Below are 25,161 nucleotides of genomic sequence, written 5' to 3' on the forward strand. Positions count from 1 at the left end.
TACAACTCGGATTGCAAGGTCGAGTAAAACATGCCGTCTCGAACCTGTGAAAGTCCGCCACACTACACATCGGCGCTGCCGCCCTTGTCAGCGGGCTAAACAAAAACTAATGTCACTTTTAGTTTCCCCCACACCCGTACCTCGACGCTGATCTCGGGAGATTCTATGGAATCCTTCACTCACCTGCGCAAAGGCACAACGCCACGGCGCGTGCACGCCGACCTCGACGGCCTGAAGGACGACGAGTTGGGCCGAGGTGGATTCACCGGCCGGACCGCCAACATCTACCGCCGCAACGATCCGACCACATTTCGGGCCAACGGCCCGTTACGGCCGCTGGACGTCTTGACCAGTGAGCTCAAACCGACCGATTTGTCCGACCCAGCCGGCGCTCCGCTGGTGCTGTTCACCAACCCCGATTGCCGCATCTCGTTGAGCCGTCGAGAGGCGGCGATGCCCTTCTATGCGCGCTACGTCGACGGTGACCTGCTGTGCTTCGTGCACCAGGGCAGCGGAAGCCTCGAGACCGAGTTCGGCCCGCTCTCCTACCGCGCCGGTGACTGGATCTACATCCCGAAAGCGTGCACGTGGCGGCAGACCACGGACTCAGAAAGCACGTGGCTGATCATCGAGGCCACCGACGAGTTCCGGGTGCCACCGGCCGGCCCTCTTGGGCGGCACTGGCCGTTCGACCCGTCGCAGGCCGTCATCCCCGACCCGGTGGCCATCGACGACGGCGACGGCCCGCACAACGACGGTGAGTACGAGGTCCGGCTGTATCACCGGCCGATCGACGGAGTCGAGACGACAACGCTGATCTATCCGCACCATCCGATCGACGTCGAAGGGTGGCGCGGAGACAACTACGCGTTCACGTTCAACGTCGACGACTACAACGTCATCACCTCCGACAGCGTGCACCTGCCGCCCATGGTCCATCTGTTCATGGAGGCGACGGGCGTTTACGTCTGCAACTTCCTGCCCAAGCCGGCCGAATCCGTGCCCGGCACCGAACGCACGCCCTGGTATCACCGCAACGTCGACTTCGACGAGATCGCGTTCTTCCACGGCGGCTCCCTCTACGGCATCCCGATGCCGCCAGGCCTGATCAGCCATGCCCCCCAGGGCGTGCACCACGGCGCGCCGGAGAAGGCCCGCGAACGCGCCCGCCGAAAATTCGACGATTTCACCCGGGTGGATTGGAAGGTCATCGCCATCGACACCCGCCAGCGGCTGGTTCCCTCACCGGAAGTGCTCGCCAACGATCTGGGGCAACACTGATGGTCGATCCAGCCAAGCGTGCCTACGAGCGCATCCCGTATCTGATTGCCTACCAGAACAATTCCGCTGTCCGCGATGTCTACGGTGGCGTTGCCGAGCTGGTGGTGCTGGAAAGCTACCTGCTCAAGCCCACCACGCGAGCGGACACCGTGCTGGTGTTCATGCACCCGATCGGCGGCGGCGCCTACCTGCCGATGATCAATGCCCTGGCCCGGGCCGGTCATCACGTCATCTACTGCAACAGCCGGTTCCGCGGCACCGACTCTGGACTGCTGATGGAAAAGGTGGTCGAGGATCTCGGCGAATGCGTCAAGGACGCGAAGAACCGGCTGGGCTACGCCAAGGTGGTCTTGGCAGGGTGGAGCGGCGGCGGCTCGCTGTCGGTGTTCTACCAGCAGCAGGCACAGAACCCGACGGTCACCGCCAGCCCATCGGGTGACGGCCCCGATCTGACGAAGCTCGGTCTGTTGCCCGCCGATGGCATCATGCTACTGGCCGCACACATCAGCAGGCACGGCACCATGACCGAGTGGATGGACGCGTCGATCCTCGACGAGAGTGACCCGACCAAGCGGGATCCCGAACTCGACCTCTACAACCCGGACAACCCCAACCAGCCGCCCTACACGCCCGAGTTTCTCGAGCGCTACCACCACGCGCAGGTCGCCCGCAACCGGCGGATCACCAAGTGGGTCAAGGAAAAATTAGCGGAATTGTCCGAACAGGGCCGACCCGATGACGAATTCTGTTTCGTCGTGCACGGCACCATGGCCGACCCGCGCTGGCTGGACCCGACCGTCGATCCCAATGAGCGGGTGCCTGGCACCTGCTACCTGGGCGACCCGCACGTGGTCAATATGAGCCCGGTGGGGTTGGCACGTTTCTGCACGCTGCGCAGCTGGCTGTCACAGTGGAGCTATGACGATGCGAACGGTGACGCCGTGAAGGCGGGTCCAGACATCGCGGTGCCGGCGCTGGTGATCGGCAACCTGGCCGATGACGCCTGCACGCCCAGCCACACTCGTCGGCTCTTCGAGGCGATCGGGCACCCCGACAAGGAGACGTACGAGATCCCCGGTGCCAACCACTACTACTCCGGGCCGGACCAACGAGAGACGCTGCGTCAGGCAGTCGGGATCGTCACCGACTGGCTGGTGCGGCACGATTTCGCAAAGGCGGACTGAATTGAGTCCTACAGGACCGCTGGACGGCATTCGGGTAATCGAGGTCGGCACGCTCATTTCGGGACCCTTCGCGGGCCGGCTGCTGGGCGATATGGGGGCCGAGGTGATCAAGATCGAGCCGCCGGGCGCCCCGGACCCGCTACGCACCTGGGGACAGGCAGAACTGGACGGCCACCATTTCTTCTGGACGGTGCACGCGCGCAACAAGAAAGCCGTCACCCTCAATCTGCGCAAGCCTCGGGGACGCGATCTGTTCCTCGACCTCGTTGAGCACTCCGACGTCATCGTGGAGAACTTCCGGCCCGGAACCCTGGAGAAGTGGGGTTTGGGTTACGACGCTCTACGCGAACGTAATCGGGGCATCATCCTGGTGCGAGTGTCCGGCTACGGGCAGACCGGACCGGAAGCCAAGAAAGCCGGATACGCCTCGGTCGCCGAGGCCGCCAGCGGGCTGCGCCACATGAACGGTTTCCCCGGCGGTCCCCCGCCGCGACTGGCCCTCTCCCTCGGTGACAGCCTGGCCGGTATGTTCGCCGCACAGGGCGCACTGGCGGCACTGTACCGTCGCACGGTCACCGGTGAAGGTCAGATCGTCGACGCGGCACTCACCGAATCATGTCTGGCAGTGCAGGAGTCGACGATCCCCGATTACGACATCGGTGGTGTGGTCCGCGGACCGTCGGGCACCCGGCTGGAAGGTATCGCCCCGTCCAACATCTATCGCAGTGCCGACGGCAGTTGGGTCGTCATCGCCGCCAACCAGGACACGGTGTTCCGCCGGTTGTGCGCGGCCATGGGCCGGCCCGAACTCGCCGAGGACGACCGATTCGTCAATCACGTTGCCCGCGGCCGCAATCAGGACGAGATCGACAAGATCATCGGCGACTGGGCCGCCGTCCGTACACCCGCCGACATCATCGGCACGCTGAGCGAGGCCGGTGTCATCAGCGGCCCGATCAACACCGTGGCCGAGGTCGTCACCGATCCACAATTGGTGTCGCGGGGCATGATCGCCGATCACTGGGATGAGCGCATCGGCCGCAACGTCAAGGGCCCAGGCGTGGTCCCGGTGCTGTCCGAGTCGCCGGGAACCATCCGATCTGCGGGATCGTCGCGCCCCGGGCAGCACAACACCGAGATCTACGCCGATCTGCTGGGCCTGGCTGCCGACGAGATCGCCGACCTCGAATCTCAGGGGGTGCTGTGAGCAAGCTACCCGGACATGTCACGATCCGCGAGGTTGCCCTGCGCGACGGTCTGCAGATCGAAGATCCAATTCCGTTGTCAGCCAAGCTGCAGCTGCTGGCCGCCATCGCCGCCACCGGAGTCCGCGAAGTGGAGGCGACGGCGTTCGTCTCCCCGTCCAAGGTTCCCGCGCTGGCCGACGCGCCGGAATTCGCCGCCCATGTGGCCGACTACCCCGATATCGAATTCTCCGCTCTGGTGGCCAGCCCGAACGGCACCAAGCGGGCCATCGCGGCCGGTCTGCGTTCGGTCGAATACGTGGTGTCGGCGGCCGACGCGCACAGCCATGCCAATGTCGGGCGCAGTAGCGCCGACGCCAGCGCGCAGATCGCCGACATCGTGACGATCGCCCACGACTCCGGCGTCAGCGTCGAGGTGATCATCGCCACCGCCTGGGACTGCCCGTTCGACGGCCCCACCCCGGCGCAGCGAGTGCTCGACATCGTCGACGCCGCATGTGAATCCGGTGCCGATCGGCTGGCGATCGCCGACACCATCGGCACCACCACGCCCGGCCGGGTCACCTCGCTGATGAACCAGGTGAAACCCCGCATCGGCGATCTTGCACTGGGCGCGCACTTCCACAACACCCGCGGCTCGGGGCTGGCGAGCGCGTATGCGGCGGTGGCGGCCGGGGTCACACGGCTCGACTCGTCGGTGGGCGGACTGGGGGGTTGCCCGTTCGCGCCGGGCGCCAGCGGCAATATCGCTACCGAAGATCTGGTGTACCTGTTGCGGGACAGTGAGATTGGGGTCGACATCGACCTGGAGGCCGCGATCCGCGCGGCGGCTGTCGCGCGATCGCTGGTCGGCCATGATCTACCCAGCGCGCTGCTGCGGGCCGGCGACCGGATCCTGAACTGTGCCGAGGGGTTTCATGGACTCGACCCGCGTTGATCGGTGGCTGTGGGCGGTCCGGCTGACCAAGACCCGACCGGACGCCGCCGCGGCATGCCGGGGTGGGCACGTGCGAATCAACGATCGAGTGGCCAAGCCCGCAACGACCGTGTCACCCGGTGACGAAGTGCGCGCCCTGGTCGGCGACACAACGCGGATCGTTGAGGTCGTCCGAGTCATCCAGAAACGGGTTGGGGCAGCCGATGCCGTCACATGCTACCTGGACCGGACACCCGCGCCGCCGCCGACATCGGCGGTACCGGTAGCGGCTCGCGATCGCGGCGCGGGACGGCCGACCAAAAGGGACCGTCGCGCCTTGGACAAGTGGCGGGCGAGCCAGCGGTGAGCCTTACTTCGAACAGTGTCATTACGCCTACCGCACAACGTTGAGAGTCGTTGCCAGGAAAGCCCACGACCCACGTTGAAGCAGGTCAACGGCAGCATCCTGAGGCAGTGATGCTCTTGCCAACGCTCCGAACAAAAAGTAACGTCAGGTTTAGTTTTCTCACCGGCGAGCACGGGGGCAATCATGGAACCGTCCAGCCGTCCGCACAAAGCGGACGGAGCCGGCGACGGCTCGCGCGCACTGAGTTCCAAGGGTCTCCAGACTCGGCAGGCCATCGAAGATGCGGCGAGGAAGCTGTTCGCCGAGCGCGGCTTTCACGGCACCACCCTGGTCGACATCACTTCGGCGGCCGGGAGGTCGCCTGCGGTGTTCTACCGCTACTACAACGACAAAGAAGACTTGCTGGCCGCGCTGGCCGACTCATTTCTGCACGACGTCGTGCTGCCGTCGGGGCTTCGGCTGCACCTGGCCGAATCCCCCGACGACACGCGATTTTTCGTCACCGTCGTCACCGCCTACTGGGACATGTTCAAACAGAGCATCGGGGTCATGGTGGCGGTGGATCAGCTGGCCGCCACCGAGCCCCGCTTCGCCGGCCTGCAGAATCAGTTCCGCCAGTTCGGTATTGATATCGTCGCGGCCTCAGTGCTGCGCGCCCAGGAACACGGATACGCGGTGGGGCTGCAACCTGAACACACCGCACTGGCCATCGCGCTGCTGTTCGAACAATTCACTACCGTCTGCCTACGCCCCGACAGTGCCGGCCTGGGCCTGCGCTTGTCGGATACCGAGGCCATCACGACCCTGTCCACCATTTGGAAGAAAACGCTCTACGGCTTCTAGTCAAACAAGGAGATCAACGTGGATTTCACTCTTCCCGAACACCTTCTGGCACTGCTGGCCGAGATGGACGCGTTCATCGAGGCCGAGATCAAACCGCTTGAGCGCGAGCACATGCAGTATTTCGACCAGCGTCGCGAGTTCGCCCGGACCGACGTCGAGAATGGCGGTATCCCGCGGCGGGAATGGGAAGACCTGCTCGATGAGATGCGCCGTCGCGCCGATAAAGCCGGCTGGCTGCGCTACGGGCTACCCTCGAAGTTCGGCGGCCGCGACGGCAGCAACGTGGACATGGCCGTCATCCGAGAGCATCTGGCCCACAAGGGTCTTGGCCTGCACAACGACCTTCAGGACGAGTCGTCGATCGTCGGTAACTTCCCGCAGGTCATCATGATGGACCGGTTCGGCACCGAGGCGCAGAAGAGCGAGTGGATCGAGGCCATGCTGACCGGCAGGCGGTCGATGGCGTTCGGTCTCACCGAACCCGATCACGGCTCGGATGCCACCTGGCTGGAGACCCGCGCTGAGCGTGACGGCGACGACTGGGTGATCAACGGCGCCAAGCGCTGGAACACCGGCGTGCACCGGGCCACCCACGATCTGGTGTTCGCCCGCACCTCCGGTGAGCCCGGCCAGGCCGCCGGCATCACCGCCTTCCTGGTTCCCTGCGATGCCAACGGTTTCGAGGTTCCGTTCTACTGGTGGACGTTCAACATGCCCACCGACCACGGCGAGGTCGAACTGCACGATGTTCGGGTGCCCGCCGACGCGGTGCTCGGTGAGCTCGATCACGGGCTGGAAGTTGCCCAAACATTTCTGCACGAGAACAGGATTCGACAGGCGGCCAGCAGCCTGGGCGCCGCCCAGCACTGTATCGACCGGGCCGTGGAGTACGCCGGCAAGCGGGTGACATGGGGCAAGCCACTATCGGCCAATCAGGCGGTGCAGTGGCCGCTGGTGGAGTTGCAGACCGAGGCGCAGATGGTTCGGCTGCTGGTCCGCTACGCGGCATGGGAGCTCGACCGCAACCATCACCTCGAAGTGTCCGACAAGGTCTCGATGGCGAACTACCGCGCCAATCGACTGGTATGCGAGGCGGCCGATCGAGCCATGCAGGTGCACGGCGGTATCGGCTACAGCCGCCACGAGCCCTTCGAGCACATCTACCGCCACCATCGCCGCTACCGGATCACCGAGGGCGCCGAGGAGATTCAGATGCGTCGGGTGGCCCAGCGGATGTTCAAGTTCGGCAAGCCGGCCCGCTGACGTGGCCGCCGAGACGCTGTCCGCGGATGTGGCCGGGGTGCTGCGCCCCATCCTCGGACCGACCACCGAGATCGATAACCTGCGCGCGCTGACCGGTGGCGCGAGTCGCACCACCTGGGCGTTCGACGCGGTTACGGGTTCAGATCGGCGTGCGCTGATCCTGCGCACCGGTCCGCCCGACGATGTGCACGCCGGCATGGAGTTGGAGGCTGCCGTGCAGAAGGCCGCCGGCGCAGTCGGCGCCCCGGTGCCTGATGTGCTGATTGCGTCGGATTCCGTTGAGCTACTGGGTAATCCGTTTTTGATCTGCGGCGAGATCGCCGGCGAAACCATCGTCCGGCGCATCCAGCGGCAACTCGACGACGACAGTCGGGCGAGGCTACTGCGCCAGTGCGCGCGGGCGCTGGCCGCGATTCATCGCGCCGCTACTGACGCACCAGGCCTCACCGAACAGGACGCTGTGGCGGAATGGCGCCACCGCCTGGACGAAATGGGCGAAACCACAGCGACATTCGAGTGGGCGTTCCGCTGGCTGGCCAAACATCGCCCGCCACCGTCACCCCTGCGGCTGGTGCATGGCGACTTCCGGATGGGCAACCTGATCGTCGACGGGTCCGGCCTGGCGGCGGTGCTGGATTGGGAACTGGTCCACATCGGTGAGATCTATGAAGACCTCGCGTGGTTCTGCATCAGAGCCTGGCGGTTCGGTGCCCCACCCAGCATGGCCGCAGGCGGGCTTGGCAGCATCGACGACTTCGTCGCCGCCTACGAGCATGCTGGGGGCACAGGAGTCGACCGGGCGGCACTGCGCTGGTGGCTGGTGGTGGCCACCCTGCGTTGGGGGGTGATCTGCCGGTTCCAGGCCGAACGACATCTCAGCGGCCAAAGCCGTTCGGTAGAACTCGCCGCGGTCGGGCGGCGGGTCTGCGAAACCGAATGGGATCTCCTGGACCTGCTGGAGGGAGCGTCATGACCGGGCTGAACGGGCGGCCCACCGCCGCCGAGCTGGTCGCTGCCGTTGCCGAATTCCTCGAGGGTGACGTCCGGGCCAACACCACCGGGTCGGTCAACTTCCACGCCCTCGTCGCCGCGAACGTGTTGCGCACCGTCGAGCGGGAGTTGCTCGAGAAGACCTCGGGCGAGCCGCTGGCTGCCCTGGAGCAGCTCGGTTTCTCCGATGAGAACACCCTCGCCGCCGCGATCCGCGCCGGCGACCTCGACGATCACGACGACATCGTCGGCGGCCTGCGGGCCCTGGTCCGCCACCGGCTGGCCATCGCCCACCCCGGATATGACCAATCCCAGGGAGGGAGGAGCTGATGCCCACCCCCGATCAGATCATCGACGCTGCCGACCGGCTGTTCGCCGCCATCACGGACGGTGACGTCGAGGTGCTCGACCGGCAGGTGTTCGACGGCGGCTTCGTCCAGCGGCACATCCTGGATTCCGCGACGCTGCGCGGTGAACAGGTGATCCTGCGGGTAGGCGGCCGTGTGCAACACTCGAACTTTCCCGCGCTGGTGTCGATTTCAGCGCATCCACGATGAATTCCGCGATGTAGAAGTAGCATCGGCGGGGTGTCTCGGCCCGGCGCACAACCTCTTAACGTTCTGGTGTACAGCAGCAATGCCCGCACCAGGGAGCAGGTGCGCTTGGCGCTGGGGACGCGGGTCCATCCCGAACTGCCGGAGTTGGCCTATACCGATGTCGCCACCGGCCCCATGGTCATTCAGCTGATGGACGCCGGCGGATTCGATCTGGTGATCCTCGACGGTGAGGCAGCCCCGGTCGGCGGCATGGGCATTGCCAAACAACTCAAGGACGAGATCGACGACTGCCCGCCAGTGCTGGTCTTGACCGGCCGGCCCGACGATGCATGGCTGGCCAACTGGTCGCGGGCGGAGGCCGCAGTGCCTCATCCGATCGACCCGATCCGGCTGGGCGACGCGGTCGTTGGTTTGCTGCGCACACCAGTTCAGTGATTTAGACGCCAAATACGCTGTCGCCCTTGCCCTCTCGTGGCGAGATGGACCGCGTTCAGCTCTTCGAACCATCCTAACGAAACCGCGACAGCAGCACTCAAGATCGCTAGGCTGTGTCGTAGCTCACATCTCCAGCCCAAGCGAGGAGTGACACAGCCCTATGAATCTGTACCTGCCCATCTTGGTGTTGGGGGTGATCGCGGCCGGGTTCGCGATTGTGTCGGTGGTGATCGCGTTGGTCATCGGGCCCCGGCGGTTCAACCGGGCCAAGTTGGAGGCCTACGAGTGTGGGATCGAGCCGGTAGCCGGGGAGCCAGCGGGCCAGCGGTTCCCGATCAAGTACTACCTGACCGCGATGTTGTTCATCGTGTTCGACATCGAGATCGTGTTTCTGTATCCCTGGGCGGTCTCGTTTGACTCGCTGGGGACGTTCGCGCTGGTAGAGATGCTGATTTTCATGGGCACCGTGTTCGTGGTGTATGGGTATGTGTGGCGCCGGGGTGGCCTGGAATGGGATTAGAGGAGCAGTTGCCGGGCGGCATCCTGTTGTCGACGGTGGAGAAGGTCGCCGGGTTTGTGCGTAAGGGGTCGCTGTGGCCGGCGACGTTCGGTTTGGCGTGTTGTGCGATCGAGATGATGGCGACGGCCTCACCCCGGTTCGATATCGCCCGCTTTGGCATGGAACGGTTTTCGGCCACCCCCCGGCAGGCGGATCTGATGATCGTGGCCGGCCGGGTGAGCCAGAAGATGGCCCCAGTGCTGCGGCAGGTCTATGACCAGATGGCCGAGCCGAAATGGGTGCTGGCCATGGGGGTGTGCGCCTCCAGTGGAGGGATGTTCAACAACTACGCGGTGGTGCAGGGTGTGGATCATGTGGTGCCGGTGGATATCTATCTCCCCGGGTGTCCCCCGCGTCCGGAAATGTTGCTGAATGCGATCCTGGCCCTGCACGCCAAGATTGCCGAGATGCCGTTGGGGGTGCATCGTGCCGAGGCCATCGCGGCGGCCGAACAGGCCGCCCTGGCTTCCCCCACCACACTGGAACTCAAGGGGCTGCTGCGGTGAGCGAGGATGAGGTTATCGGTGTTCGCCACGGAATGTTCGGCATCAACGGCAGCGGCGACACGTCCGGCTACGGCCGGCTGGTCCGTGGAGTCGCTTTGCCCGGCAGCACACCGCGGCCCTACGGCTCCTATTTCGACGAGCTCGTCGACCGGTTGGCCGAGGTGTTGGGCACCGACGCTTTCGGTACCGCCGTCGAACGTGTCGTCGTCTTCCGCGGACAGCTGAACCTGGAAGTCCGCCGCGGCCATCTGCCTGCCGTGGCCCAGGCGCTGCGCGACGACGAACGCCTGCGGTTCGAATTATGTTGTGGTGTGTCGGGTGTTCATTACCCGGACGACACGGGCCGGGAATTGCATGCGTTCTACCCGTTGATGTCGATCACCCACAACCGGCGAGTCCAGGTTGAAGTGACATGCCCGGACGCCGATCCGCATGTGCCATCGCTGTTTTCAGTGTATCCAACGGTCGACTGGCATGAGCGGGAGACCTACGACTTCTTCGGCATCATCTTCGACGGCCACCCCGGATTGACCCGCATCGAGATGCCCGACGACTGGGTGGGCCACCCGCAGCGCAAGGACTATCCACTCGGCGGTATTGCGGTCGAGTACCACGGTGCCCAGATCCCCCCGCCCGATGAGCGCAGGTCGTATCACTGATGAGTATCGAAGAAAACGTGATCGTCCTGGGCGGCCAGGACTGGCAGGACATCGTGGCCGCCGCCCGCAAGGGCGAAGCCGGCGAGCGGATCGTGGTGAACATGGGTCCCCAGCATCCCTCGACACACGGGGTGTTGCGGTTGATCCTGGAGATCGAGGGCGAGACGGTCACCGAAGCCCGATGCGGCATCGGGTATCTGCACACCGGTATCGAAAAGAACCTCGAGTACCGCACCTGGACTCAAGGCGTGACGTTCGTAACCCGGATGGACTACCTGTCGCCGTTTTTCAATGAGACCGCCTACTGCCTTGGCGTGGAACGACTTCTCGACATCACCGACGACATCCCGGTGCGGGCGAGCGTGGTTCGGGTGATGGTGATGGAACTCAACCGCATCTCCAGCCATCTGGTGGCGTTGGCCACCGGCGGCATGGAGTTGGGGGCGATGACCCCGATGTTCTTCGGCTTCCGCGAACGCGAGCTCATCTTGAACGTGTTCGAGGCGATCACCGGCTTGCGGATGAACAACGCCTACATCCGCCCCGGCGGCCTGGCCACCGACCTGCCGGACGACGGACCCGAGCGGGTTCGTGACCTTCTCACGATCCTGCCTGGACGGCTGCGTGAACTCGAAGACCTCTTGACCGAGAGCTATATCTGGAAGGCCCGCACTCAGGGGATCGGTTACCTGGATCTAACCGGGTGTATGGCGCTGGGCATCACCGGTCCGGTGCTGCGGTCCACCGGGCTGCCTCATGATCTACGCAAGACTCAACCCTATTGCGGCTACGAGACCTATGACTTCGATGTCGTCACCGCCACCGGCTCTGATTGCTATGGCCGGTACCTGATCCGGGTCGGTGAAATGCGCCAGTCTCTGCGCATTGTCGCCCAGTGCCTGGAGCGGTTGGAGCCCGGCCCGGTGATGATCAGTGACAAGAAGCTGGCCTGGCCCGCGGATCTGCAAATCGGCCCCGACGGGCTGGGTAACTCCCCCGCCCATATCGCCAAGATCATGGGCACCTCGATGGAAGGCCTGATCCATCACTTCAAACTGGTCACCGAGGGCTTCCGGGTGCCCGCCGGTCAGGTCTACGTCGCGGTGGAATCTCCCCGCGGCGAGCTCGGGGTGCACATGGTCTCCGACGGTGGCACGCGTCCGTATCGGGTGCATTACCGCGACCCGAGTTTCACGAATCTGCAGGCGGTGGCCGCCATGTCGGAGGGCGGCATGGTCGCCGACGTCATCGCCGCCGTCGCGTCCATCGATCCGGTCATGGGAGGTGTCGACAGGTGAGCATCGACCTGGTGTTGGGCCCGCGGCCTGAGGAACCCGGGCGGCCCACCAGCTATCCGGCCCAGGTGCAACAGCGCCTCGCCGCTGACGCGGCGCTGATCATCGCCCGCTACCCGCAGGCCCGTTCGGCGCTGCTGCCCCTGCTGCATCTGGTCCAGTCCGAAGACGGTTACGTTACCGGGGCCGGAATCGCCTTCTGCGCGGGCCAACTCGACCTGACCGATGCCGAGGTGGCCGCCGTCGCCACCTTCTACTCGATGTACCGTCGCACCCCCACCGGCGAGTACCTGGTCGGCGTGTGCACCAACACCCTGTGCGCCGTCATGGGCGGTGACGCCATCCTGGACACCCTGGAAACCGAACTGGGTGTGCACGCCGGGGGCACCACCGCCGACGGGCGCATCACCCTCGAGCACATCGAATGCAACGCCGCCTGCGACTACGCCCCGGTCATCATGGTCAATTGGGAGTTCTTCGACAATCAAACCCCGGCCACCGCACGCCAACTCATCGACGATATTCGCGCCGGCCACACCCCACACCCCACCCGCGGCAGCCAACTCTGCTCATTCCGGGACACCGCACGAACGCTGGCCGGGCTGTCGAGTGACGGCGAGTCCGGCGGCGGCGCACCGGGCGCGGCCACATTAGCCGGTCTGCGGGTGGCCCGCGAGCTCGGCATGTCGGCACCCCCGGTCCCCGAAAGCGAGGCGCGATGCCCGCAACATCGCTGACGCCGGTGCTGAGCCGGTTCTGGGATGAGCCCGAGCCCTGGGCGCTGGAAACGTATGTTCGCCATGACGGGTATCAGGCGCTGCGAACCGCGCTGAGTATGAAACCCGATGACGTCATCGCGACGGTCAAGGAGTCCGGGCTGCGCGGTCGCGGCGGTGCGGGCTTCCCCACCGGCACCAAATGGTCCTTCATTCCCCAGGACGCGACCGGGGCCGGCGCCAAGCCGAAGTATCTGGTGATCAATGCCGACGAGTCCGAACCCGGTACTTGTAAAGACATTCCGCTGATTCTGACCACACCGCATTTCCTCGTCGAGGGCACCATCATCGCGGCATACGCGATCCGGGCCCGGCACGCCTTCATCTATGTGCGCGGTGAGGTCGTTCCGGTGTTGCGGCGGCTGCAGGCCGCGGTCGCCGAAGCCTATGCGGCGGGCTATCTGGGCACCGATATCCAGGGCTCGGGATTCGATCTCGACCTGATCGTGCATGCCGGAGCCGGGGCCTACATCTGCGGTGAGGAAACCGCGCTGCTGGACTCACTGGAAGGCCGCCGCGGCCAGCCCCGGCTACGGCCACCGTTTCCCGCCGTCGCCGGCCTGTACGCCTGCCCCACCGTCGTCAACAATGTCGAGTCCATCGCCAGCGTGCCGCCGATCTTGCTGGGCGGGGTGGACTGGTTCAAGTCGATGGGTTCGGAGAAATCGCCTGGCTTCACGCTGTATTCGCTGTCCGGACATGTCAGCGCCCCTGGGCAGTACGAGGCACCGCTGGGCATCACCCTGCGCGAGTTGCTCGAATACGCCGGTGGGGTCCGTGCCGGTCACGAGCTGAAGTTCTGGACTCCCGGCGGATCGTCGACACCGTTGTTGACAGCCGAACATCTCGACGCGCCATTGGATTACGAGGGCATGGCCGCAGTCGGGTCAATGCTGGGCACGAAGGCGTTGCAGATCTTCGATGAGACCACCTGTGTGGTGCGCGCCGTGCGGCGCTGGACGCAGTTCTACGCCCACGAATCGTGTGGCAAGTGCACACCCTGTCGCGAAGGGACATACTGGCTCAGCCAGATCTACGAACGGCTCGAGACCGGCCGCGGCACCGAGGAAGACATCGGCAAACTGCTCGACATCTCCGACACCATCTTCGGAAAGTCGTTCTGCGCGTTGGGTGATGGTGCTGCCTCGCCGATCATCTCGTCGATCAAGTATTTCCGCGCTGAATACGAGGCCCACCTGGACGGCAGCTGCCCGTTCGACCCGTATGCCTCAATGCTGGCCGCGCCGGAGGGGGTGGGAGCCTGATGACCCAGACCGCAGATACAAATGCACCGATGTCTCCTGCCGTAGCGATGGTCAACCTCGTCATCGATGACGTCGACGTCGCAGTACCCAAGGGCACATTGGTGATTCGGGCCGCGGAACTGATGGGGGTGCAGATACCGCGGTTCTGTGATCATCCGCTGCTTGATCCGGTCGGGGCCTGCCGGCAATGTCTGGTCGAGGTCGAAGGCCAGCGCAAGCCGATGGCCAGCTGCACCACCACAGTGTCCGACGGCATGGTTGTACATACCCAGTACACCTCCGAGGCTGCCGACAAAGCCCAGCACGGCGTGATGGAACTGCTGCTGATCAATCATCCGCTGGACTGCCCAGTATGCGACAAGGGTGGGGAATGCCCGCTACAGAACCAAGCGATGTCCAACGGGCGGGTCGACACTCGTTTCACCGATATCAAACGCACCTTCCCCAAGCCCATCAACCTGTCCACCGAGGTGCTGCTGGACCGGGAGCGCTGCGTGTTGTGTGCCCGCTGCACAAGGTTTTCCGACCAGATCGCCGGGGATCCATTGATCTCGCTATTGGAACGCGGAGCGCAGCAGCAGGTCGGCATCGCACCCGGAGAACCCTTCGACTCCTACTTCAGTGGCAACACGGTGCAGATCTGCCCGGTCGGGGCGTTGACCAGTGCGGCATATCGTTTCCGGGCCCGCCCGTTCGATCTGGTGTCCAGCCCCAGCGTGTGCGAGCACTGCGCGTCGGGGTGCGCCCAGCGCACCGATCATCGCCGCGGCGTCGTGCTGCGCCGGCTGGCCGGTGACGACCCGGAAGTCAACGAGGAATGGAATTGCGACAAGGGCCGCTGGGCGTTCACCTACACCCGCGTCGGCGATCGCCTGACCACGCCGTTGGTGCGCGACGAGAACGGCGCCTTGCGTTCGGCGTCCTGGCCGGAGGCGATCGCGGTGGCTGCCGCTGGGCTGGCCTCGGGTCGGACCGGTGTGCTGGTCGGCGGCCGGGTCGGGGTCGAGGATGCCTATGCCTACGCCAAATTCGCCCGAATCGCCCTGGGCACCAATGACATCGACTTCCGTTCTCGACCGCACTCGGTGGAGGAACAGGAGTTCCTGGCCGCGGAGGTGGCCGGCCGCCACCACGTCAGCTACACCGATCTGCAGGCCGCCCCGGTGGTGGTGCTGGTCGGATTCGAGCCCGAGGACGAGTCGCCGATCGTATTCCTGCGGCTGCGCAAGGCGGTCCGCAAGCACGGCCTGCGCGTGGTGACGATCGCACCGTTCGCCTCGGCGGGATCCACCAAGCTGGCCGCCCAGGTGGTGCCGACCGAACCCGGGCAGGAGGCCTCAGCCCTCGGTGGGCTGGCCGCAGACCTGCCGGCATCCGCGATCATCCTGGCCGGAGAACGACTCGCGACCAGCCGTGGCGCACTGTCGGCGGTAGCGCGGGTCGCCAAGGAGACCGGCGCCCGGCTGGCCTGGATTCCCCGCCGCGCCGGTGAGCGCGGCGCCCTGGACACCGGGTGTCTACCCAATCTGCTGCCCGGCGCTCGTCCCGTCACTGCTGCTGGCGCCCGCCAACAGCTCTCTGCCGCCTGGCATGTCGCCGAGCTTCCCGACATGCCGGGCCGGGATACCACCGCGATCCTGGCCGCTGCCGCCGGCGGCGAACTGGACGCGCTGCTCATCGGTGGGGTCGATCCGACCGACCTGCCCGAGCCGCACGCCACTCTCGCCGCCATCGAATCGACCGGCTTCGTCGTAAGCCTCGAACTACGGGAATCCGCTGTGACGGCGCTGGCCGACGTGGTGTTCCCGATCGCCCCCGTTGTCGAGAAGGCCGGCTCATTCCTGAACTGGGAAGGCCGGATTCGCTCCTTCGAACCCGCAATGCCCGGCAACTCTTTCCCTGATCTGCGGGTGCTGCAGATCATGGCCGACGAACTCGGGGTGGACCTCGGATTCCGCACCCCCGCCGAAGCCCGCGCGGAGATCGCGGCGTTGGGGTCTTGGGACGGCGAGCGGCCCGCTCCCCCGGCCGTTGCGCCGAAGGAGCCGATGCCATTGGAGACCGGTGAGGCAGTGCTGGCGGGATGGCGAGTGCTGTTGGATTCCGGGCGGTTACAGGACAGTGAACCATATCTGGCGGGAACCGCACGGCCGGCTGTGGTGCACCTGTCGGCGGCGACGGCAGCCGGGATCGACACCGCCGACGGAGATGTGGTCACCGTGTCGACCGGGCGCGGAGCGATCACCTTGCCGCTGGCGATCACCGACATGCCCGATGGTGTGGTGTGGCTGCCGCTGCACTCACCCGGTAGCGCGGTGCACGAGCAACTCGGCGTCACCACCGGTGCCGTGGTATGCATCGAGCGGGAGGCCGGCGCATGAACTACCCGGATATGACGGTGTTCGGTCTTGATCCGTGGTGGCTGATTGTGATCAAGGCGGTCGCGGTCTTCGCCTTCCTCTTGCTCACCGTATTGGTGGCGATCCTGCTGGAACGCAAGATCCTGAGCCGCATGCAAATGCGGTACGGACCCAACCGAGTCGGACCGTGGGGAATCCTGCAATCCCTGGCCGACGGCATCAAACTCGCCCTGAAAGAGGGGCTGATACCGGCCGGGGTGGACAAGCCCATTTACCTGATGGCGCCGATCATTTCGGTGATCCCGGCGATCCTGGCCTTCGCGGTCATCCCCTTGGGTCCGGTGGTCTCGGTCTTCGGACACCGGACTCCGTTGCAGCTCACCGATCTCCCGGTCGCGGTGCTCTACATCCTGGCCGTCACCTCGATCGGGGTGTACGGGATCGTGCTGGCCGGCTGGTCCTCGGGTTCCACCTATCCCCTGCTGGGTGGGTTGCGCTCCAGCGCGCAGGTGATCTCCTACGAGATCGCCATGGCATTGTCTTTTGCCGCGGTGTTCCTGTACGCCGGCACCATGTCCACATCAGGCATCGTGGCCGCCCAGGAACACACCTGGTACGTCTTCCTGCTGCTGCCGTCCTTCGCGGTGTACGTCACCTCCATGGTCGGTGAAACCAACCGGGCCCCGTTCGACTTGCCCGAGGCCGAAGGCGAACTGGTGGGCGGCTTTCACACCGAATACTCCTCGCTGAAGTTCGCGATGTTCATGCTCGCCGAGTACGTGAACATGACCACCGTCTCCGCACTGGCCACCACCTTGTTCCTCGGAGGCTGGCATGCCCCCTGGCCGATCAGCCTGATCGACGGCGCCAACACCGAGTGGTGGCCGCTGATCTGGTTCGTGGCCAAAGTGTGGACGTTCCTGTTCGTCTTCATGTGGCTACGGGCCACCCTGCCGCGGCTGCGCTACGACCAGTTCATGGCGCTGGGCTGGAAACTGCTCATCCCGATCTCGCTGGTCTGGATCATGATCGTGGCCGTCCTGCACAGCATCGGCCGCGCCGGCATCATCACCAACATGATCGTCGCCGCGGTGCTGTTGCTCGTCCTGCTGGCGGCGAAATCTCTGCGGCGCAAGCTCATCCACCGCAAGACCCTGCCACCACCGCCCCCGGCGGATGCCCGGGCGTTCCCCATCCCCCCGATGCCCGGTCCGGCGACGCCACCCAAGGAGACAGCAGATGCCTAAGTTCCTCGATGCGGTCAAGGGTTTCGGCGTGACGTTCGGCACGATGTTCAAACGGCCTATTACCGAGGAGTATCCGGAGAAACCCGGCCCGGTCGCGCCGCGCTACCACGGCCGCCATCAGCTCAACCGGTATCCCGACGGGCTGGAGAAGTGCATCGGCTGCGAACTGTGTGCGTGGGCGTGTCCCGCTGATGCCATCTACGTCGAGGGCGCCGATAACACTGCGGGCGAACGGTTTTCCCCCGGTGAGCGCTACGGGCGGGTGTACCAGATCAACTATCTGCGTTGCATTGGCTGCGGACTGTGCATCGAGGCATGCCCCACCCGGGCGCTGACCATGACCAACATCTACGAGATGGCCGACGACAACCGCTCCGACCTGATCTACGGCAAGGACAAACTGCTGGCCCCACTACAACCGGGAATGGCAGCCCCGCCGCACGCGATGGCGCCGGGGGCCACCGACGAGGACTACTACTTGGGGCGGATCGCGGTCGGGCAAGCCTTGGGGATTGAGATCGGCGGGCAGGAGCGAAGCGACACGGGGATTGAGATCGGCGGGCAGGAGCGAAGCGACACGGGGATTGGCTCGGTCGGCAAAGGGGTGGCTGGGTGACTGTAACCTTCCTGGCGGCCGAAACCCTCGTCCGCACATCCACAACCGAGGCCGTGGTGTTCTGGATTCTCGCCGTCATCGCGGTGGCCGGAGCGGTCGGCGTCGTCACGGCACCCAAGGCCGTCTACGGGGCGATCTTCCTCGCCACCACGATGATCGCGCTGGCGATGGTCTACGTCGCACAGGACGCGCTGTTCCTCGGAGTGGTGCAGGTGGTCGTCTACACCGGTGCGGTGATGATGCTGTTTCTGTTCGTGCTGATGCTGATCGGCGTCGACTCCTCGGAGTCACTGGTGGAAACCATTCGAGGCCAGCGTATTGCGGCTATCGCGGCCGGCCTGGGGTTCGGCATCTTGCTGATCGCCGGGATCGGCACCGTGACCACGACCGGGTTCGTGGGCTTGGCCGAGGCGAATGCGGGTGGCAATGTGCAGGGCCTGGCGGTGCTCATCTTCACCCGCGACCTCTGGGCCTTCGAGCTGACCAGTGCGCTGTTGATCACTGCGGCCCTTGGTGCGATGGTGCTGGCGCACCGGGAGCGGTTCGAACGGCGAAAGACCCAGCGCGAATTGGTGATCGACCGCTTCCAGACCGGCGCCCGCGCCACACCGCTGCCCAACCCCGGGGTCTACGCCCGGCACAACGCCCTCAACACCCTGGCTCGACTACCCGACGGCACGAAGGAGGAATCGTCGGTGAGCACGATCCTGGCGCGGTCCGACAACGGGAACGGTCAACGATGAATCCGGACAACTACCTATATCTGTCGGCGCTGTTGTTCACCATCGGCGCCTCAGGGGTGTTGTTGCGGCGCAACGCGATCGTCATGTTCATGTGTGTGGAGCTGATGCTCAATGCCGCGAATCTGGCATTCGTGACGTTCTCCCGCATGCACGGTCACCTGGACGGTCAGGTGGTGGCGTTCTTCACCATGGTGGTGGCCGCCTGCGAGGTGGTGGTCGGTCTGGCGATCATCATGACGATCTTCCGCACCCGGCGTAGCGCCAACGTCGACGACGCCCACCTGTTGCGGCACTGATGTACGTGTGGTTGACCATCGCGCTGCCCCTGGCCGGGGCGGTGATCCTGCTGCTGGGGGGCAAGGCCACAAACGCGTGGGGACATCTCCTGGCCTGCGCCGCCATGATCGGCGCGTTCGTTTGCGGCGCAGTGTTATTCACCCACCTGCTCGCGCTCCCGGGCGAGAACCGCATCGTCCACGAGGTGCTGTTCTCCTGGGTGCCGGTCGGTGTCCTGCGGGTGGACTTCGGCCTGCAACTCGATGCGCTGTCGATGTGCTTCGTGCTGCTGATCAGCGGGGTGGGCTCTCTCATCCACATCTACTCGATCGGCTACATGAAGACCGACCCCGCTCGCCGGAGGTTTTTCGCCTACCTCAACCTGTTCGTCGCCGCGATGCTGCTGCTGGTGCTGGCCGACAACTACCTGGGCCTCTACCTGGGCTGGGAAGGCGTGGGTCTGGCGTCGTATCTGCTGATCGGGTTCTGGTCGCACAAGCCGTCGGCGGCCACCGCAGCCAAGAAAGCCTTCGTGGTCAACCGCGTCGGAGACATGGGCCTGGCGATCGCGTTGATGGTGCTGTTCGCCAGCCTCGGCTCGGTCACCTTCAGCACCGTGTTCGCTTCAGTGCCGGGCATGAGCCAGAGCGCACTGACCGCGGTCGGCCTGCTGCTGCTCCTGGGCGCCTGCGGCAAGAGCGCCCAGGTGCCACTGCAGTCCTGGCTCGGTGACGCGATGGAAGGCCCCACCCCGGTGTCCGCACTGATCCACGCCGCGACCATGGTCACCGCCGGTGTCTACCTCATCGTCCGATCCGGCCCGATTTTCAACGCCGCGCCGGGTGCGCAGACCGCCGTCGTCATCGTCGGCGCCGTCACCCTGCTGTTCGGCGCGATCATCGGCTGCGCCAAGGACGACGTCAAGAAGGCACTCGCCGCCTCCACGATGTCCCAGATCGGCTACATGGTGCTGGCCGCCGGACTGGGTCCGGCCGGCTACGCGGTCGCGATCATGCATCTGCTCACCCACGGCTTCTTCAAGGCCGGCCTGTTCCTCGGGGCCGGCTCGATCATGCACGCCATGGACGACGAGACCGATATGCGCCGCTACGGCGGCCTACGCTCCGTGGTGCCCATCACCTTCGTCACCTTTGGGCTCGGCTATCTCGCGATCATCGGCGTCCCGCCGTTCGCCGGCTACTTCTCCAAAGACGCCATCATCGAAGCGGCGTTCAACAGCGGCGGCGCCAAAGGCATCCTTCTGGGCGGGGCCGCGTTACTCGGCGCGGGGATCACCGCCTTCTACATGACCCGCGTCATGCTCTTGACATTCTTCGGCCATCGGCGCTGGAAACCCAACACCCACCCCCACGAATCCCCCGCCACCATGACCGCGCCGATGATCGCGCTGGCCGTCGGCTCCGTCGGCACCGGTGCCCTCCTCGCCATCGGCAACACCCTGCGACACTGGCTGGAGCCGGTGGTCGGCAGCCACGAAGCCGAACACCTCATCCCCGCCTGGATCATCACCGTGACCGCGCTGGGCGTCGTCGCCATCGGTATCGCGGCGGCCTACCGGCAATACGCGACGCGCAAGGTGCCCGAGGCCGCGCCGCTGGACGTGTCCCCGCTGACCGTCGCGGCACGCAACGACCTCTACGGGGACGCGTTCAACGAGGCGGTCTTCATGCGCAGCGGCCAGGAGCTGACGAAAGGTCTTGTGGTCGTGGATGAGAAGGGCGTCGACGGGGTGACGCAGGGGCTCGCCTATGCGGTCGGCCGGATCTCGGAACGGCTGCGTCAGGTGCAGACCGGGTTCGCCCGCTCGTATGCGCTGTGCATGCTGGCCGGTACGGCACTGGTGATCGCCGTAGTCCTGTTCACGGCGTGGAGGTGACACAATGACGAACGTTCCCTGGCTGACCGTGCTGTGGGCGATCCCCGTCGTCGGCGCGGCCGTGATCATCGTGCTGCCCGCCTCGCTGCGGCAGTTCGCGAAGTACGCCGGGGTCGTGGTCTCGCTGGCGGTGTTGGTGCTATCGCTACTGCTCGCCGTGCGCTTCGATCCGACCGGCGCGCAGTTCCAGTTCGTCGAAAACCATCCGTGGATACCGTCTTTCGGCACCGGGTACATCCTTGGCCTCGACGGGATCGCGTTGGCACTGGTAGTGCTCACCGCCGTCCTGATGCCGCTGTTGTTGATCGCCGGCTGGAACGACGCCGACGCCCGGGCAGGGCTGTCCGGCCGCGCACCACACAGCTACATCGCGCTGATGCTGGCCGTCGAAGGCATGGTCATGATGTCGCTGGTTGCGCTCGACATCCTGCTGTTCTACGTCTTCTTCGAAGCCATGCTGATCCCGATGTACTTCCTGATCGGTGGGTTCGGCGGAGGAAATCGAGCTCAGTCCAATGCCGCCGGCTCCGCGGCGCCGGCCGCAGCGGTGAAGTTCCTGCTGTACAACCTGTTCGGCGGGTTAATCATGCTGGCCGCGGTCATCGGGCTCTACGTGGTCACTTCGGCCAGCAAGGCGTTCGACGCCGGCACATTCGACTTCCGCCTCATCGTCGACGCCGTTGCGACCGGGAAGTTCACGATGGCGCCCGGCGTCGCCAACGCGTTCTTCCTCGGGTTCCTGTTCGCGTTCGCGGTGAAAGCCCCGCTGTGGCCGTTCCATCGCTGGCTGCCAGATGCCGCGGTACAGGCCACGCCGGCGTCTGCCGTGCTGATGATGGCGGTGATGGACAAGGTCGGCACTTTCGGGATGTTGCGTTACTGCCTGCCGCTCTTCCCCGACTCGGCAACGCTGTTCCGCCCGTTGATCATCGCGCTTGCGGTGATCGGGATCGTCTACGGCGCCATCCTGGCGATCGGCCAGACCGATGTCATGCGGCTCATCGCCTACACCTCGATCAGCCACTTCGGCTTCATCATCCTGGGCATCTTCGTGATGACCAGCCAGGGCCAGGCGGGCTCCACCCTGTACATGGTCAACCACGGCATCTCCACGGCCGCATTGTTCTTGATCGCCGGGTTCCTGGTCACTCGCCGCGGCAGCCGGCTCATCGCCGATTACGGCGGGATCCAGAAGGTCGCCCCCGTTCTGGCGGGCACCTTCCTGGTGGCGGGCCTGGCGACGCTGTCGCTACCCGGGCTCGCCCCATTCATCAGTGAGTTCCTAGTTCTGATCGGCACATTCACTCGGTACCCTGCCTTCGCCGTCATCGCGTCCGTGGCGCTGGTGCTGTCCGCGGTCTACATACTCTGGCTCTATCAACGGATGATGACCGGTTCGATCACCGACGGCAATGAGAAGGTCCGTGACTTGCGGCCGCGGGAGCTGCTGGTAGTGGCACCGCTGATCGCGCTGTTGATCGGGCTCGGGGTGTATCCCAAGATCGCCCTTGACGTCATCAACCCCGCGGTGGCCGCGACCCTGACGTCGATCCATCAAACCGACCCGGCACCCACCGTCGCGGAAGGGGCACGTCCGTGATCGCGCCCAGTGTCGAATACGGCCAGCTCTCACCGCTGTTGATCATCCTCGGGGTGGCCGTCGCCGGAGTGCTCGTCGAGGCGTTGCTGCCCCGCAAGAGCCGCTATCCCACGCAGGTCGCCCTGAGCCTGGCCGGTCTGGTGGCGGCGTTCTTCGCCGTGGTGCTGCTGGCGCGCGATCTAGAAGGGGTCGGCCAGGCCGTCGTGGGCGGTGCCGTCGCGGTCGATGCCCCGGCCTTGTTCCTACAGGGCACCATCCTGCTGATCGGCGTGCTCGGTGTTCTGCTGATCGCCGAACGTCGAGCGCCCGCTGAATCCGATTCACGCGCAGCGAGTTTGGACGCTTTCACCCCCGACGCCTCGGCGGTGCCGGGCAGTGTCGCGGAGAAGATCGCCACCAAGACCGCGCTGGTGCACACCGAGGTGTTCCCGCTGACGATGTTCGCCATCGCCGGCATGATGATCTTCCCTGCCGCCGACGATCTGTTGACGATGTTCATTGCGCTGGAAGTGTTCTCGCTGCCGCTGTATCTGATGTGTGGCCTGGCCCGTCATCGGCGGTTGCTATCGCAAGAATCAGCCTTGAAATACTTTCTGCTCGGCGCGTTCTCGTCGGCATTCTTCCTGTACGGCATCGCGCTGCTCTACGGGTACGCCGGGACCCTGAGCCTGCCCGTTATTGCCCACGCCATAAACACCAGCACCGATAACACCATGCTGGGGCTCATCGGCGCCTCCCTGGTCGCGGTCGGTCTGCTGTTCAAGGTCGGTGCGGTGCCGTTCCACTCGTGGATCCCCGACGTATACCAGGGCGCACCAACGCCCATCACCGCTTTCATGGCAGCGGCTACCAAGGTCGCCGCGTTCGGTGCGATGCTGCGGATCTTTTATGTGGCGCTGCCCGGCCTCAGCCATGACTGGCGGCCCGTGCTGTGGGCGGTGGCGATCCTCACCATGGCGGTCGGCACCGTCACTGCCGTAACCCAGACCGACGTCAAACGGATGCTGGCGTATTCGGCTGTCGCGCATACCGGTTTCATCCTGACCGGGGTGATCGCCGCCAACCCGGCGGGACTGTCGGGCACGCTGTTCTATCTGTTCGCCTACGGCTTCTCCACACTGGGTGCCTTCGCGGTGGTCAGCGTGGTCCGCGACGCCAACGGTGTCGAGGAGACCGAGATGGCCGGTTGGGCGGGCCTGGGCCGGCGCTACCCCCTTGTCGGCGTGGTGTTCTCACTGTTCCTGCTGGCCTTTGCCGGTATCCCACTCACCAGCGGCTTCGTCAGTAAGTTCGCGGTCTTCAAGGCTGCCGGGCAGGGTGGGGCCATCCCGCTGGTGGTGGTCGGTGTGATCGCATCTGCGATCGCGGCGTACTTCTACGTGCGGGTGATCGTGCTGATGTTCTTCACCGATCCGCCCGAAGACGCCCCGGAGGTCATCACACCCAGCTCGCTGAGCGTCGCGACGATCACGCTGACCGCGGCCATCACGTTCGCGCTCGGCGCGCTACCCCAGCCGCTGCTCGACCTCGTTGACCATGCGGCTAGGTTCCTGAACTGATGATCCTCCTCAGTGATGACCACGGCGCTGTCCGGGTCTTGACGATGAACCGGCCCGAGTCGCGCAACGCGTTGAGCACCGAGCTGTTCGAGGCGCTCTACGCCGCGCTCGGCGCCGCCGAAGCCGACGAATCGGTCCGCGCGGTGGTGCTTACGGGCACTGATCCGGCGTTCTGCGCGGGTGTCGACCTCAAACAGGCCCAGAGCATGGGTATGGATTACTTCGGCCGCTTCGACAAGATGAACTGTATGAACGCGATTGTCGCGCTGAGCAAGCCAGTCGTCGGCGCGATCAACGGCGCGACGTTCACCGGCGGACTGGAGATCGCGCTGGCATGCGACTTCCTGATCGCTTCGGAGCGCGCGTATTTCGCAGACACTCACGCCCGGGTCGGGATCCTGCCCGGCGGCGGAATGACGGCGCGGCTGCCGCGGCTGGTTGGCTCCGGGATGGCCCGGCGGCTGTCGATGACCGGTGAGGTGGTCGACGCGCAGCGCGCCGAGCGGATCGGTCTGGTCACCGAAGTGGTTGCCCACGAACAGCTTCTGGTGCGCGTTCTCGAACTCGCGAACCAGATCGCAGAGGTACCCGCACCGACGATGGCAGGTCTTAAGCAGATCTATCGCGCCGGAACCGCGGCGGTCACTGAGCCGGCGTTGACGGCCGAACGCGCGGTGGCCGGTGCATCGATGGTGGACACCGGGCAGCTCGCCGCCCGCCAGCGCGAGGTCGCCGAGCGCAACAAGCGCCAGATTCCCTAAC

The 25,161-nt window shown here is 65.3% G+C and carries 26 protein-coding genes; all 26 read left to right on the plus strand.

Going from position 1 to position 25,161, the window contains the following annotated elements; all coding sequences use genetic code 11:
• The first annotated feature begins 165 nt into the window (after nt 1–165).
• Nucleotides 166–1,281, plus strand: coding sequence for a homogentisate 1,2-dioxygenase (locus tag G6N13_RS01085; protein WP_163694451.1), 1,116 nt, complete (start codon nt 166–168; stop codon nt 1,279–1,281).
• The gene (locus G6N13_RS01090; protein WP_163694452.1) at nt 1,281–2,465 is read left to right on the plus strand and encodes an alpha/beta hydrolase family protein; all 1,185 of its coding nucleotides are present in this window, start codon (nt 1,281–1,283) and stop codon (nt 2,463–2,465) included. The genes G6N13_RS01085 and G6N13_RS01090 overlap by 1 nt, the downstream gene beginning before the upstream one ends.
• A gap of 1 nt (nt 2,466) precedes the next feature.
• Nucleotides 2,467–3,672, plus strand: coding sequence for a CaiB/BaiF CoA transferase family protein (locus tag G6N13_RS01095; protein ID WP_163694453.1), 1,206 nt, complete (start codon nt 2,467–2,469; stop codon nt 3,670–3,672).
• Entirely contained in the window at nt 3,669–4,607 is a 939-nt protein-coding gene (locus tag G6N13_RS01100; RefSeq protein ID WP_163694454.1) for a hydroxymethylglutaryl-CoA lyase, read from the plus strand. Before G6N13_RS01095 ends, G6N13_RS01100 begins: the two co-directional genes overlap by 4 nt.
• Complete coding sequence (locus tag G6N13_RS01105) at nt 4,588–4,953, plus strand: Hsp15 family ribosome-associated heat shock protein (RefSeq protein ID WP_163694455.1); 366 nt, start codon at nt 4,588–4,590, stop codon at nt 4,951–4,953. The genes G6N13_RS01100 and G6N13_RS01105 overlap by 20 nt, the downstream gene beginning before the upstream one ends.
• Nucleotides 4,954–5,136: 183 nt before the next feature.
• Nucleotides 5,137–5,796 (plus strand): TetR/AcrR family transcriptional regulator, encoded by a 660-nt coding sequence (locus tag G6N13_RS01110; protein WP_163694456.1) that lies wholly within the window; start codon nt 5,137–5,139, stop codon nt 5,794–5,796.
• A gap of 18 nt (nt 5,797–5,814) precedes the next feature.
• Complete coding sequence (locus G6N13_RS01115; RefSeq protein ID WP_163694457.1) at nt 5,815–7,059, plus strand: acyl-CoA dehydrogenase family protein; 1,245 nt, start codon at nt 5,815–5,817, stop codon at nt 7,057–7,059.
• 1 nt (nt 7,060) lies between these two features.
• On the plus strand, nt 7,061–8,032 hold the full coding sequence (locus tag G6N13_RS01120; protein WP_235677897.1) for a phosphotransferase family protein: 972 nt from the start codon (nt 7,061–7,063) through the stop codon (nt 8,030–8,032).
• Complete coding sequence (locus G6N13_RS01125; RefSeq protein ID WP_163694458.1) at nt 8,029–8,379, plus strand: DUF6285 domain-containing protein; 351 nt, start codon at nt 8,029–8,031, stop codon at nt 8,377–8,379. The genes G6N13_RS01120 and G6N13_RS01125 overlap by 4 nt, the downstream gene beginning before the upstream one ends.
• Entirely contained in the window at nt 8,379–8,606 is a 228-nt protein-coding gene (locus G6N13_RS24715) for a hypothetical protein (RefSeq protein ID WP_235677898.1), read from the plus strand. Before G6N13_RS01125 ends, G6N13_RS24715 begins: the two co-directional genes overlap by 1 nt.
• Before the next feature lie 30 nt (nt 8,607–8,636).
• On the plus strand, nt 8,637–9,041 hold the full coding sequence (locus G6N13_RS01135; RefSeq protein ID WP_163694459.1) for an Rv3143 family two-component system response regulator: 405 nt from the start codon (nt 8,637–8,639) through the stop codon (nt 9,039–9,041).
• Between the two features lie 160 nt (nt 9,042–9,201).
• Nucleotides 9,202–9,561 carry an NADH-quinone oxidoreductase subunit A gene (locus tag G6N13_RS01140; protein WP_163694460.1) on the plus strand — a complete coding sequence of 120 codons (360 nt, stop codon included), beginning with the start codon at nt 9,202–9,204 and terminating at the stop codon, nt 9,559–9,561.
• Nucleotides 9,552–10,106, plus strand: a complete 555-nt coding sequence (locus G6N13_RS01145; protein WP_163694461.1) for a NuoB/complex I 20 kDa subunit family protein — start codon at nt 9,552–9,554, stop codon at nt 10,104–10,106. Before G6N13_RS01140 ends, G6N13_RS01145 begins: the two co-directional genes overlap by 10 nt.
• Before the next feature lie 32 nt (nt 10,107–10,138).
• Nucleotides 10,139–10,765 carry an NADH-quinone oxidoreductase subunit C gene (locus G6N13_RS01150; protein WP_235678012.1) on the plus strand — a complete coding sequence of 209 codons (627 nt, stop codon included), beginning with the start codon at nt 10,139–10,141 and terminating at the stop codon, nt 10,763–10,765.
• Nucleotides 10,765–12,063, plus strand: a complete 1,299-nt coding sequence (locus G6N13_RS01155; RefSeq protein WP_163694463.1) for an NADH-quinone oxidoreductase subunit D — start codon at nt 10,765–10,767, stop codon at nt 12,061–12,063. The genes G6N13_RS01150 and G6N13_RS01155 overlap by 1 nt, the downstream gene beginning before the upstream one ends.
• Nucleotides 12,060–12,797, plus strand: coding sequence for an NADH-quinone oxidoreductase subunit NuoE (nuoE, locus tag G6N13_RS01160; RefSeq protein WP_163694464.1), 738 nt, complete (start codon nt 12,060–12,062; stop codon nt 12,795–12,797). The genes G6N13_RS01155 and nuoE overlap by 4 nt, the downstream gene beginning before the upstream one ends.
• Nucleotides 12,779–14,101, plus strand: coding sequence for an NADH-quinone oxidoreductase subunit NuoF (gene nuoF / locus G6N13_RS01165; protein WP_163694465.1), 1,323 nt, complete (start codon nt 12,779–12,781; stop codon nt 14,099–14,101). Before nuoE ends, nuoF begins: the two co-directional genes overlap by 19 nt.
• Nucleotides 14,101–16,482: an NADH-quinone oxidoreductase subunit G gene (locus tag G6N13_RS01170; RefSeq protein WP_163694466.1), complete on the plus strand. Its 2,382-nt coding sequence runs from the start codon at nt 14,101–14,103 to the stop codon at nt 16,480–16,482. The genes nuoF and G6N13_RS01170 overlap by 1 nt, the downstream gene beginning before the upstream one ends.
• Entirely contained in the window at nt 16,479–17,708 is a 1,230-nt protein-coding gene (gene nuoH, locus G6N13_RS01175) for an NADH-quinone oxidoreductase subunit NuoH (protein ID WP_163694467.1), read from the plus strand. Before G6N13_RS01170 ends, nuoH begins: the two co-directional genes overlap by 4 nt.
• Nucleotides 17,701–18,324, plus strand: coding sequence for an NADH-quinone oxidoreductase subunit NuoI (nuoI, locus tag G6N13_RS01180; protein ID WP_407663858.1), 624 nt, complete (start codon nt 17,701–17,703; stop codon nt 18,322–18,324). The genes nuoH and nuoI overlap by 8 nt, the downstream gene beginning before the upstream one ends.
• Nucleotides 18,321–19,067, plus strand: coding sequence for an NADH-quinone oxidoreductase subunit J (locus G6N13_RS01185; RefSeq protein ID WP_163694468.1), 747 nt, complete (start codon nt 18,321–18,323; stop codon nt 19,065–19,067). Before nuoI ends, G6N13_RS01185 begins: the two co-directional genes overlap by 4 nt.
• Nucleotides 19,064–19,363, plus strand: coding sequence for an NADH-quinone oxidoreductase subunit NuoK (nuoK, locus tag G6N13_RS01190; protein WP_132166064.1), 300 nt, complete (start codon nt 19,064–19,066; stop codon nt 19,361–19,363). The genes G6N13_RS01185 and nuoK overlap by 4 nt, the downstream gene beginning before the upstream one ends.
• Nucleotides 19,363–21,240, plus strand: a complete 1,878-nt coding sequence (gene nuoL, locus G6N13_RS01195; RefSeq protein WP_163694469.1) for an NADH-quinone oxidoreductase subunit L — start codon at nt 19,363–19,365, stop codon at nt 21,238–21,240. The genes nuoK and nuoL overlap by 1 nt, the downstream gene beginning before the upstream one ends.
• Nucleotides 21,241–21,244: 4 nt before the next feature.
• Nucleotides 21,245–22,840 (plus strand): NADH-quinone oxidoreductase subunit M, encoded by a 1,596-nt coding sequence (locus G6N13_RS01200; RefSeq protein ID WP_163694470.1) that lies wholly within the window; start codon nt 21,245–21,247, stop codon nt 22,838–22,840.
• Nucleotides 22,837–24,399 (plus strand): NADH-quinone oxidoreductase subunit NuoN, encoded by a 1,563-nt coding sequence (gene nuoN, locus G6N13_RS01205; protein ID WP_163694471.1) that lies wholly within the window; start codon nt 22,837–22,839, stop codon nt 24,397–24,399. The genes G6N13_RS01200 and nuoN overlap by 4 nt, the downstream gene beginning before the upstream one ends.
• Entirely contained in the window at nt 24,399–25,160 is a 762-nt protein-coding gene (locus G6N13_RS01210) for an enoyl-CoA hydratase (RefSeq protein ID WP_163694472.1), read from the plus strand. Before nuoN ends, G6N13_RS01210 begins: the two co-directional genes overlap by 1 nt.
• The last annotated feature ends 1 nt before the right edge of the window (nt 25,161 follow it).

The sequence above is a fragment of the Mycolicibacterium sarraceniae genome, from assembly GCF_010731875.1.
Taxonomy (GTDB): Bacteria; Actinomycetota; Actinomycetes; order Mycobacteriales; family Mycobacteriaceae; genus Mycobacterium; species Mycobacterium sarraceniae.